Here is a 10,748-nt window from a genome sequence, read left to right as displayed (position 1 = left end):
TGCTCTCGCCGCCGGAATCTGGCACAACTGGCTCATCGGAGCCCACCACAAACGATCTCTCATCGCCTACGACCATTAGGACTCACTCATCTAGTTGGCCTTTGATCGCCGTGCGCGACGATAGTCATATGAGTAGTCCCGGACCCCGTGCTGGCGGTCCGACCTCGAGGAGGTCGTTTACCCCGGCGCAGAAACTTGATCATCTGGCCGCGTATGAGGCCGCCATCTCGAACAGTGGAGGTGGTGCGTATCTGCGGGAGGAGGGGATCTATTCCTCCCAGATCACCGAGTGGCGAAGGCTGCGTGATGCCGGTGTGTTGGCGGGGAAGAAGCCCGGGGACAGGATTGGCCGGTTAACTCCGGAGCAGGCCGAGATCGCACGGTTGCGGCGCAAGTTGGAAACGACGCAACGGCGTCTGGCGAGAACGGAGGTCGTCTTAACAATTATGGGAAGTGGCTATCCATGTAACTGCCACGATGTCGGGGGCTGTGGGTATCGTGCCGATCATGCTGGAGGCGCCGGTGGAGGGTCGCGACTTTCCGGGATCGCTGCCGGAGTTGCGGGCCTGGTTCCGGTCGGACGCTGACTGCGTTGACTATCTGGACTGGTTGCGATGGCCCGACGGATTCGTCTGCCCGTGGTGCGCGGACGTTGGGGATTGGTCCGCCACTGCCAGCATCTATCGGTGCAACGGTTGTCGACGCCGGGTCAGCGTGACCTCCCAGACGGTGTTCCACCGCACCCGCACCCCGTTGACCGTCTGGTTCGAGGCGGCATGGCTGAAGATGGTGTCGAAGCAGGGGCTGTCGGCGCTGAACCTGCAGCGGGTGACGGATCTGGGCAGCTACCAGACCGCGTGGACGATGACTCATAAGCTGCGAACGGTGATGAGCCAATCCGGGCGCAAGCGGTTGACTGGTCAGATCGAAATCGACGAGACCTACGTCGGAGGGGCGGGCAAGCCCGGCCTGACCGGGCGAGGCGCCGCCGGTAAAACGCTGGTGGCGGGGGCGGTCGAACGGCGGGGCAGAGGGATGGGCAGGGCCCGACTACAGGTCATTGCCGATGCGTCGTCGGCGAGCCTTGAGATCTTCCTCCGCGATCACGTAACACTCGGAGCGACAGTGATCACGGACGCGTGGCGTTCCTATCCCGCCGCGACCGCGGCGGCCGGGGTGGCCCATGAGGTGCGAAATGTGTCAGCGTCGGTGCAGCCCGCGCACGTATCGTTGCCGGGGGTGCATCGTCTGTTCTCGCTGAGCAAGCGGGTCCTTGAGGGAACCTATCAAGGCAGCGTGCAACCGGAACACCTCCAGGCGTATCTGGACGAGTTCGTGTTCCGCTTCAACCGCCGCAACTCGCACACCAGGGGCATGCTGTTTCTCCGGCTACTCGAATCAGCTGTTGCTGGCCACCCGGCCCCATACACGGACCTTGCCGTCATCCACCGCAAGCCGCGACTGGTCCCTGTCCCGCCGCAAGCACCACACGCTCTGCCACGCACCCTCACCGGGCCACCACTCAAACGACCCTGGCGATCTGCCCGAGCCGCGCAATCGTGGCAGTTACATGGATAGCCACTTTTCATAATTCTCGATCATGGAAACGGCATCCAGTCCGCCTACGCACACATAATCGATGGTGGTCGGCTGGTGTCTGACGGGCAAACAGTCACTGCCGGCCAACTGATCGCCCGCACCGGAAGCACCGGAGGGTCCACAGGGTGTCACCTCCATTTCGAAATCCGATCGGGGGGAGTGGCATTCGATCCGGTCCCGTTCATGCAACAGCGCGGAATCACGCTGGGGTGAACGCCTAAACCCACCATCGGACCTGATCCTCACACCTCCGGGTCCGCCTCACACAAGACGACAAAACAATGACCTTGTTTTTCAAGAGAATCTGTACCGTCCCAGAATTCGTGCCGATTTCTTTAAGGTGAGAGGAGGAGTTCCACCCGTCGTCTCCCGCGATCACAAACATTCGTGAGAGTGAGATCTGGACTCCTACTCAATCCGATCGTATGCCCGTAGGCCGAACCTTAAAAGGTCCCGACTCGTGGACTTCAATTTCAACGGACCGTCATGGATCCAGGTGATCTGAGGTTCCTGGTCAGTGCTCTTCGTTTGCGATTTCTTCAATCCAGTCCGTCGCGCGATTGGATAGGTGGAAGCGGTCTGGGCCGTTTTCGCCCACCCACCAGGCACTCGATGTCACAATTCCTCCCGCGACGGTGATCGTAACGCGCCGTCGGCGGGCCTTCGCGCCGGGTAGCTCGTCGGTGTTCCGTGGCCCATGAAACCGGGCTTTGACCAGCCAATAGTTGCTCCCAACGCAATTGACACCAGTGTCAGGAATTATGCGAAGGTTTCAACAACTAATCACTGAGGATCAATCCGCTTGAGGAGTTACATGAGAAGTTGCAGTGGGCCTGCTGCCCAGCGTTTACTTGGAGGGGATGACGGGAATCGAACCCGCGCCATCAGTTTGGAAAACTGAGGCTCTACCATTGAGCTACATCCCCATGGGCTTCGGCCCGGGGGCCAATCGCGCGGTAGCCAGCCTAATACATACCCGGAACGCTCGATGCGAACACACACTCAGGGACCAGCAAACAGTGCGGTAGGATTGCCGAGGCTTATTTTCGGAACCGACTTATGTCATCCGCTCGGCCTCAGTGCATATCACGGGATGTAGCTCAGCTTGGTAGAGTGCTCGGTTTGGGGCCGAGATGTCGCAGGTTCGACTCCTGTCATCCCGACACGGCCCTTCAACACACCAGATAGTAAGCAGGAGAACCATCGTGAAGACCACGGTTGACAAGCTGAGCCCCACCCGAGTGAAGCTGAGCATCTCAGTCACTCCCGAGGAGCTCAAGCCCAGCATTGATCACGCCTACAGCCACATCGCGGAGTCGGTCAACATCCCCGGCTTCCGCAAGGGCAAGGTTCCGCCGCCCATCATCGACCAGCGCGTCGGTCGCGATGAGGTGCTCAACCACGCGGTCAGCGACGGACTGGACAAGTTCTACCGCCAGGCCATCGAAGAGGAGAAGATCCGCCCTCTCGGTCGTCCGGAGGCCGACGTCACGGAACTCCCCGACGTCAAAGACTTCAGCGGCGAACTCAAGGTGACCGTCGAGGTCGACGTGCGCCCCGACTTCGAACTGCCGAACCTCGACGGCATCGAGCTGACCGTCGATGCCATCGAGGTCACGGATGACGAGGTCGAGACCGAGCTGCAGAACCTGCTGACCCGCTTCGGCACCCTGATCACGGTCGACCGTCCGGCCAAGACCGGCGACTTCGCCCAGATCGACCTGGTCGCGATCATCGCAGGCAACGAGGTCGACACGGCCAACGCGATCTCCTACGAGGTCGGATCGGGCGACCTGATCGAGGGCATCGACGAGGCCCTCGACGGCCTGAGTGCCGACGAGACCACGGTCTTCGAGTCGAAGCTGCTCGGCGGCGACAACGAGGGCGAGTCCGCTGAGATCACCGTGAAGCTCCTCGCCGTCAAGGAGCGCGAGCTTCCGACGGCCGACGACGACTTCGCGCAGATCGCCAGCCAGTTCGACACCATCGACGAGCTGAAGGCCGACATCCGCGAGCAGGTGAGCAAGTCGAAGGTGTTCGGCCAGGGCGCACAGGCTCGTGACCAGGTCGTCGACAAGCTGCTCGAGTCGCTCGACATTCCGGTGCCGGAGCAGCTCGTGCTCGACGAGGTGCATCGTCACCTCGAAAACGAGCAGCGCCTCGAAGACGACGAGCACCGCGCGGAGGTCACAGAGTCCAGCGAGAAGACCTTCCGCAGCCAGATTCTGCTCGATACCATCGCGGAGGCTGAAGAGATCAAGGTCAGCCAGGACGAACTCACCCAGTACCTCGTGCAGGGAGCGGCCCAGTACAACATGGAGCCCGGCGAGTTCATCAAGGTGCTCGACCAGAACGGCCAGATTCCCGGCATGATCGGTGAGGTCGCTCGCGGCAAGGCACTGGCAATCATCCTGTCGAAGGCCAAGGTGGTCGACTCGAATGGTGCCGCCGTTGACATCTCAGAGTTCGCCGCACCGTTGGCCGACTCGGATGATGACTCCGACTCCGCAGACCTGCTCGCCAACGCTGACTCGCATGAGGGCCACGAGCACGCGGACGGCGGCCGTGACAGTCACGGACGCAAGTCGAACAACGAGCACTACGGTCACGACCACAAATAACGCCTGAAGGAAGGGCCCGTCGCTGCGGTGGCGGGCCCTTCGTCATCTCATGGCTGATGAGCGCTCGCGTCGCCCGAGTGGGTCAGCCCAAAGGTGGTGTGCCTCCAGTGCCAAATGAAGGCACACTCGCCCGCACCCGCCGCGTTCTTCGGGTGCGGATCTCCAGAACGGGCACGAGTGCCTTCATTTGGCACTCGGGTCGACGCATTTGGCACTCGGGTCGAACTATTTGGCACTCGGGTCGGCGCGGACTCTCAGGAGGTGAGGGGTGACCGCGGTGGCAGCGAGGTGGTCGCGGCGTTGTAGCGCATCCGGGCAGGTTGCTGGGCGAGCGAGCTGAGGAAATGGGATGACGGCGTCACCGGAAACGCGGTGATCGCCCGCATCCGGTCGCCATCGTGCACCCCGTACAGCAGCGCCGACTGCCGACCGACCGGAGGGAGCACCAGGGTGCGGAACACCTGTCCGTCGTCGGACAGTTCGTCACGCAGGAACAGGGAGTCGGGGGAGTGTTCGAGGCGCGGAAGCACCGATTCGGTGACGCGTTGCAGCACCGTCTCCCCGGCATCCGCGGCACTCTCGAGCAGGAACGCGTCGGGTGACAGGCCGAGCGCAATGGCGAGCTCGCCGTCGAGCCACCTGTCGCGTTTCAGCCCGTACGGTGTCTCGATGGTTGACAGCAGGTAGCCGTAGACGTGGAGGAGTCCGGCGTTGCCGATCGGCCAGGTCGCGGTGATGGACGCCGCCTCGTGCAGCTGCTCGAAGACTTCGGGCTCGATCACCGGAGCGTCGATGTTCTCGTCGATCACCGTCGACATGCCCCAGGCATCGAAACGTCGGGCGCGGGTGTCGTCGGCGATCTGCTCGAACATCATCCGCCCATCGTACGGACCTCGTGGGTGACGCTCTACGCAACGTTTACGAGCTGTTAACGCAACGAAAGTCATTTCGTCGCTCAAATACTTCTACTGTGGACATTGCGTCCACGATCGCTGGAGGCACGCGAAAGGATGATCGTGACGGTGCGTGAACGGGTGTTGGTCTTCGACTTCGACGGGACAGTCTCCCTCGGTGACGGACCGGTTCGTTCCTATGCGCGTTTCGTCGCCGAATCTCTCTCGCCTGCTGATCGTGCCAACTTTCTCGACGAGGTCGATGCCGGACTGCTCGGCGAGACCACCCTCGGAGTAAACCCGATCGACGGCTACGACCTCGTGCGCCTGCTGTCCCAGCGGCACGATGTCTCTTTGGAGAACCACTCCCGCGCCTACGATCTCAGCAGGGGAGAGCTCGCCACAGAGCATGCCCCCGTGGTGGCACCAGAGGGCCTCGCCGCATTCCTCGGCACGGTGCGGGAGTCGGCTCGTCTCGTGCTGGCCACCAACGCCCCGGCGACCAACATCGCCGAAGCGCTGGACGTTCTCGGGCTCGACGATCTCTTCGACGCCGTCTACACCTCGGTGGGCAAACCGCTCGGCTTCGAGACGATCCTCGACGAACTTCTCGAGGGTGTTCCGGATGCCGCGACCGCCATGCTCAGCATCGGCGATGTCTGGCAGAACGACCTCGAGCCCGCGTACCGCAGGGGAGCCAGCACCGCTCTCGTCGGACCGCGGGCCGACCCCGCAGCCACCCCCACCTTCCGGGCCGACTCCCTCGAGGAGCTCTACCCGGCCCTGACCTCCTGGCTTTCTTCCCCCGCATCACCGCCACACCGCACCACCTCCTCCTCACCAACACTCGATCGAAGGTAGAAACGTGAATTACAGAAAGGCACTCGTCTTCACAGCCACGGCATCCGTCGCCATGGTCGCTCTCGCCGGTTGTTCGGCATCCGCAGGTTCGGCGAGCAACGACAAGCCGGCCGCCGACCCGAAGTCGCTCACCCTCGCGCTCGTTCCCTCGCAGGATCAGGCCGGCCTGGTGAACACCGCCAAGCCGCTCACCGATATGCTCACCAAGGCCCTCGGCATGCCGGTCACCGGCGTCGTGTCGAAGGACTACCAGGCTGCCGTCGAAGCCATGGGTGCCGGGCAGGCCCAGATCGGATTCCTTCCCTCGCTGCAGCTCTGGCAGGCGAGCGACATGTACAAGGCATCCGTGGTGCTGCAGACCGAGCGCAACGGCAACATCACCTATCCGGCGCAGTTCATGACCAACAACCCCGACAAGTACTGCACCGACAAGCCTGTCGAGCGCGACGGCAAACTGTTCTGCAATGGCGCCGACGCTCTCAAGGGCCCGGCCGGTCTCAGCTCGATCAAGAAGGTCAAGGGCGCGAAGGTCGCCGTTCTCGGCCCAGGATCTCCTGCCGGCTACATCTACCCGATCCTGGCGCTGAAGAATGCCGGGTTCAACACCGACAGCGACATCCAGCAGATCCCGGTCACCGCCAACGACGCCTCAGTTCTGGCCGTATACAACGGTGACGCCGAAGTCGGCTTCAGTTTCTGGGATGCCAGAGACATCGTGAAGAGCGACAAGCCCGACGTCGGCCAGAAGGTCGTCGTCTTCGCGCTGACCGACGAGATCCCGAACGATGGAGTCGCCCTCACCAAGGACCTCTCGCCGAAGCTGCAGAAGAAGATCACCAAGGCGCTCGAGGACTACTCGGACACGGATGCCGGATCGAAGGTGCTCACCTCGATCTACTCGATCACCAAGCTCGCACCGGCGAACCCCAAGACCCTCACTGTGGTCGCGGATGCCGCCAAGAAACTCGGTCTGCAGTAGTCCATGACCGACGTCAGTTCGAACGCGGAGGCCGGAGCTATCGCTCCGGCCTCCGCGCCATGGTCGATTCGGATGCGGGATGTCACCGTGCGGTATCCGAACGGGGTCGTCGCGTTGAACAGGGTGACACTCGACATCGAGGCCGGGGAGATGGTCTCGGTGGTCGGGCTGTCCGGCTCGGGCAAGAGCAGCATGATTCGCACCATCAACGGACTCGTGCCGATCACCTCGGGGTCGCTCGAGGTCGGCGGGCGCCACCTCGAGTCCCTGCGCGGACGCGAACTGCGTCGACTCCGCGGCGAGATCGGCATGATCTTCCAGAGCTTCAACCTCGCCAGGCGTACCAGCGTGCTCAATAATGTGCTTGTTGGACGTCTTGCCCACACGCCGACCTGGCGCACGCTTCTCGGGCTGTATCTCTCCGATGACAAGCAGATCGCCTTCGAGGCGCTCGACAGCGTCGGTATTCTCGCGAAGGCATATGACCGAGCATCGACTCTTTCCGGCGGGCAGCAGCAGCGGGTGGCCATCGCCAGGGCGCTCGCGCAGCAGCCGAAGCTCGTGCTCGCGGACGAGCCAGTAGCGAGCCTCGATCCGCCGACAGCCATCGGGGTGATGGGGGATCTGCGTCGCATCAACCATGAGCTCGGCATCACCGTGCTGACCAACCTGCACCTGCTCGACCTCGCACGGCAATACGGCACGCGACTGATCGGATTGCGCGCGGGGGAGGTCGTCTACGACGGCCCCGCGGCCACCGCAAGCGACGAGGTCTTCGAGAACATCTACGGTCGATCCATCGAGCACGAGGACGTACTCGGCGCATGACCGATCTCGAGCTGCCGCCGAGACCGCGCGGACGATGGAAACCGTGGTTCGCCCTTGCGGTGATCGTGGTCATCACCGCAATCACCCTGAGCCCGCAGCTGGGTATCGCTTTCAGCTTCGATGCGATCGCCCGCAATTGGCAGAACGGCGCGAACAAGATCTTCGCCATGCTGCAGCCAGACTGGGCCTTCTTTCCCCGAACGATCCCACCGTTGCTCGAGACCCTCGAGATGGCCGTGATCGCGACCTTCGTCGGCTCGGCCATCTCGCTTCCGCTGTGTCTCTGGGCGGCGCGGCTGACCAATCCGAACCGCTGGGGCCGTGGCATCCTGCGCACCATCCTCAACATCGTGCGCTCGATTCCCGACCTGCTCTACGCCTCGGTACTCGTCGCGATGGTAGGCGTCGGCGCTCTCCCCGGCATCATCGCGCTGCTGCTGTTCAACATCGGCATCATCGTGAAGATGGTCTCCGAAACCATCGAGGCCAATGACGCCGGGCCGCTCGAGGCAGGCAAGGCCGCCGGTGGCACCCAACTGCAGATCAACCGGGCGATTGCCCTCACCGATGCGGCACCGTCGTTCATCAACCAGACGCTGTATGTGCTCGAACTGAACGTTCGTGCCTCCACCGTTCTCGGCCTGGTCGGCGCCGGTGGCCTCGGCCTGCTCATCGACGCCGTGCGCACCTTCTACCGTTACGACCAGCTGTCGCTCATCATCCTCGAGATCCTGATCGTGGTGGTCATCATCGACTCGGTGAGCGACGCCATTCGCCGGAGGCTGGTATGACCGCGCTCCGGCCGTCCCGCACGGCACCACTGCTGATTCCCAGCCGACCGAAGCGCTGGGGGCGCCTGGCCATCACCGTCGTCGTCATCCTCGTGGTCGTCGCCGCCTTCTGGTCGATCGACATCAACTGGGGCAGGCTCGGCAGCCTCCCCGCCGAAATCGTGCACTACCTGTGGCTCATGTTCTCCAACCCGGACTGGACGAAGCTGCCGGAGGCGCTCTTCCAAACCTGGCGATCGGTGGAGATGGCCTGGGTCGGCACGGTCATCGGGCTCATCATCTCGTTGCCGCTGAGCTTCCTGTCGGCGCGAGGCTTCTCGCCCGCCCCGGCCAGAGTCGGACTGCGGGTGATCTTCGCGATCATCAGGGCGGTTCCCGAGATCATCATCGCGATCGTGATCCTGTCGGTCACCGGACTCACGCCCCTCACCGGCGCGCTGGCCCTCGCGGTCAACAGCGTCGGCACCCTGGGCAAGTGGGGCTACGAGTCGATCGAGGGTGTCGACCCCGGCCCCATCGAGGCAGTTAGAGCCGCGGGCGGTTCGACGGCCGAGGTGATCCGCTGGGGAGTCTGGCCGTCGGTGAGCCCCGACTTCATCTCCTTCTGGCTCTACCGTTTCGAGATCAACGTGCGCTCATCCGCTGTTCTCGGCCTCATCGGCGTTGGCGGAATCGGCGACATGCTGACGTCGTACACCCAGTACCGGCTCTGGTCGGTGGTCGGCGTACTGCTTCTCGTGGTTGTGGTCGTTACGATGAGCATCGACGCCGTGTCTGGTGCGATTCGCCGCCGAATAACAGAAGGGGCCACCGTTCGTGAGCTGGACCGGTAACGACGAGGCGACAGCCACGACGCGCATCGCCACGGTGCTCAACTCACTGCTGCCGAGCGAGCACCGAGTGGTCGAGCTCATCGTCGAGGACCCAGACGGCGTGGTCGAGATGACAGCCCAGGATCTCGCAGATCGGGCCGGCGTCGCGCGCTCCACCGTCATCCGCACCTGTCAGGCACTCGGCTATCGAGGATTCCCGCAGCTTCGGGTGGCTCTGACCCGTGAGCTCGCCCAGGCCTCCACCGGCACGCACGACTACGGCGAGTCGGCGCTCGGCGTGATCCGGGCCGACATCGATTCGCTCGCGGCATCCCTTCCCCAGATTGCCAGCGTTCTCAGCGAACAGGCGGTGGAGGATGCCGTGACCACCGTGATTGGCGCGACCCGTCTGCTCGCTCTCGCCAACGGGCTCTCGTCGCCCCTGGCCTCCGACCTGTCCATGCGCCTCACAGCCATCGGACGCCCCACGGAGTTCGTGGCAGACCCGATCGGTCAGCAGATCTCCGCGCGCACCCTCACCGCCACCGACGCGGCCGTCGTGCTGAGCGGCAGCGGGGCGAATGAGTCGAGTCTCAAGGCCGCGCGAGCTGTGCGGCAGACCGGCGCCAGGCTCATCGTGGTCACCTCGTTCGCGACATCGCCGCTCGTCACGCTCGCCGATGTCGCGCTGGTGGTCGCGCCCGCCAGGGGTTCATTCCGACACGAGCTCGAGCACACCTCGCGTGTGCCGCACGTGATCCTGCTCGAATCGCTCGTCGAAGTGGTGGCGGACAGGCTCGGCGACCGGTCGCGCGAGACCCGTTCGACGGTGCTCGCGATCCTGAGCGACAACCTCAGCGAGTAGTCCGGCCTCGCTCGCGTCGCCGCGAAATGTGAGTGTTCCCTGTGGGGACCATTGTTCCTGTTCGAGCCGGACCATATGTCGCATAAAGGAACAACGGCGACGCGACTTTGTCAACCCACTGCGCTGCGTGGGGGGAGCGACGTAGGGTGAATGCGGGCGACAAAAGCCGCTCTTCAGCTACGTTCGGAGGTTCACCATGAGCATCAACGATGACGACATCAGCAGCACAGATCACTCCGCGGAAGAGGGTCCCGCTGATGGCGGTGCCAGCGCCAACGGTCACGATGAGGGCGCGGACGGCTCGGCGGGCTCCGGTGAGGGAACAGCTGATGGCGGTGCCAACGCCGGTGGCCATGACGATGGAGCCGACGGTTCGGCTGACGCCGAAGGTACCGCTGATGGCGGTGCGGACGCCGACGGCCAAGACGGTGGCGCGGACGGCTCTGCCTGAGCCTGACAGTGTTACCTGGTGACACCGCGTTATTCAGTGACGCCGGGC

At 63.6% G+C, this 10,748-nt stretch carries 11 protein-coding genes, 2 tRNA genes and 1 pseudogene; 12 read left to right on the top strand and 2 right to left on the bottom strand.

What is annotated here, in order from left to right; translation table 11 throughout:
• Nucleotides 1-128: 128 nt before the first annotated feature.
• The 3 genes and pseudogenes from ABIB56_RS15430 to ABIB56_RS15420 all read left to right on the top strand — a co-directional run.
• Nucleotides 129-452, top strand: a pseudogene (locus ABIB56_RS15430) (transposase); the annotation flags it as partial.
• A gap of 55 nt (nt 453-507) precedes the next feature.
• Nucleotides 508-1,578: an IS1595 family transposase gene (locus ABIB56_RS15425; RefSeq protein ID WP_502917619.1), complete on the top strand. Its 1,071-nt coding sequence runs from the start codon at nt 508-510 to the stop codon at nt 1,576-1,578.
• A 9-nt stretch (nt 1,579-1,587) separates the two neighbouring features.
• On the top strand, nt 1,588-1,812 hold the full coding sequence (locus ABIB56_RS15420; protein WP_354570114.1) for a M23 family metallopeptidase: 225 nt from the start codon (nt 1,588-1,590) through the stop codon (nt 1,810-1,812).
• Between the two features lie 639 nt (nt 1,813-2,451).
• Here ABIB56_RS15420 and ABIB56_RS15415 read toward each other — a convergent pair.
• Nucleotides 2,452-2,525 (bottom strand) — tRNA-Gly (locus ABIB56_RS15415).
• Nucleotides 2,526-2,688: 163 nt separating this feature from the next.
• On the opposite strand from ABIB56_RS15415, the gene ABIB56_RS15410 reads away from it, so the two are divergent.
• Together ABIB56_RS15410 and tig are read left to right on the top strand one after the other, a co-directional pair.
• Nucleotides 2,689-2,762, top strand: a tRNA-Pro gene (locus ABIB56_RS15410).
• Nucleotides 2,763-2,804: 42 nt separating this feature from the next.
• Entirely contained in the window at nt 2,805-4,220 is a 1,416-nt protein-coding gene (gene tig / locus ABIB56_RS15405; protein WP_354570109.1) for a trigger factor, read from the top strand.
• A gap of 254 nt (nt 4,221-4,474) precedes the next feature.
• On the opposite strand, the gene ABIB56_RS15400 is transcribed toward tig, so the two are convergent.
• Nucleotides 4,475-5,095 (bottom strand): amino acid deaminase, encoded by a 621-nt coding sequence (locus ABIB56_RS15400; RefSeq protein ID WP_354570108.1) that lies wholly within the window; start codon nt 5,093-5,095, stop codon nt 4,475-4,477.
• A gap of 141 nt (nt 5,096-5,236) precedes the next feature.
• On the opposite strand from ABIB56_RS15400, the gene ABIB56_RS15395 reads away from it, so the two are divergent.
• The 7 genes from ABIB56_RS15395 (at nt 5,237) to ABIB56_RS15365 (ending at nt 10,700) form a co-directional block, all read left to right on the top strand.
• Nucleotides 5,237-5,974 (top strand): HAD family hydrolase, encoded by a 738-nt coding sequence (locus ABIB56_RS15395; protein ID WP_354570107.1) that lies wholly within the window; start codon nt 5,237-5,239, stop codon nt 5,972-5,974.
• Nucleotides 5,975-5,978: 4 nt separating this feature from the next.
• Nucleotides 5,979-6,953, top strand: a complete 975-nt coding sequence (gene phnD / locus ABIB56_RS15390) for a phosphate/phosphite/phosphonate ABC transporter substrate-binding protein (protein WP_354570106.1) — start codon at nt 5,979-5,981, stop codon at nt 6,951-6,953.
• 3 nt (nt 6,954-6,956) lie between these two features.
• Nucleotides 6,957-7,781 carry a phosphonate ABC transporter ATP-binding protein gene (phnC, locus tag ABIB56_RS15385; protein ID WP_354570105.1) on the top strand — a complete coding sequence of 275 codons (825 nt, stop codon included), beginning with the start codon at nt 6,957-6,959 and terminating at the stop codon, nt 7,779-7,781.
• Nucleotides 7,778-8,572, top strand: coding sequence for a phosphonate ABC transporter, permease protein PhnE (gene phnE, locus ABIB56_RS15380; protein ID WP_354570104.1), 795 nt, complete (start codon nt 7,778-7,780; stop codon nt 8,570-8,572). The genes phnC and phnE (ABIB56_RS15380) overlap by 4 nt, the downstream gene beginning before the upstream one ends.
• A complete protein-coding gene (phnE, locus tag ABIB56_RS15375; protein ID WP_354570103.1) occupies nt 8,569-9,405 on the top strand; it encodes a phosphonate ABC transporter, permease protein PhnE in 837 nt (278 codons plus the stop codon). The genes phnE (ABIB56_RS15380) and phnE (ABIB56_RS15375) overlap by 4 nt, the downstream gene beginning before the upstream one ends.
• Nucleotides 9,389-10,249: a MurR/RpiR family transcriptional regulator gene (locus ABIB56_RS15370; protein ID WP_354570102.1), complete on the top strand. Its 861-nt coding sequence runs from the start codon at nt 9,389-9,391 to the stop codon at nt 10,247-10,249. The genes phnE (ABIB56_RS15375) and ABIB56_RS15370 overlap by 17 nt, the downstream gene beginning before the upstream one ends.
• 196 nt (nt 10,250-10,445) lie before the next feature.
• Complete coding sequence (locus ABIB56_RS15365; protein ID WP_354570101.1) at nt 10,446-10,700, top strand: BatC protein; 255 nt, start codon at nt 10,446-10,448, stop codon at nt 10,698-10,700.
• The last annotated feature ends 48 nt before the right edge of the window (nt 10,701-10,748 follow it).

It is taken from the genome of Glaciihabitans sp. UYNi722, assembly GCF_040549465.1.
Taxonomy (GTDB): domain Bacteria; phylum Actinomycetota; class Actinomycetes; order Actinomycetales; family Microbacteriaceae; genus Lacisediminihabitans.
The sequence above is the reverse complement of the archived record's forward strand: the minus strand, read 5'-3'. Positions and strand labels throughout refer to the sequence as shown.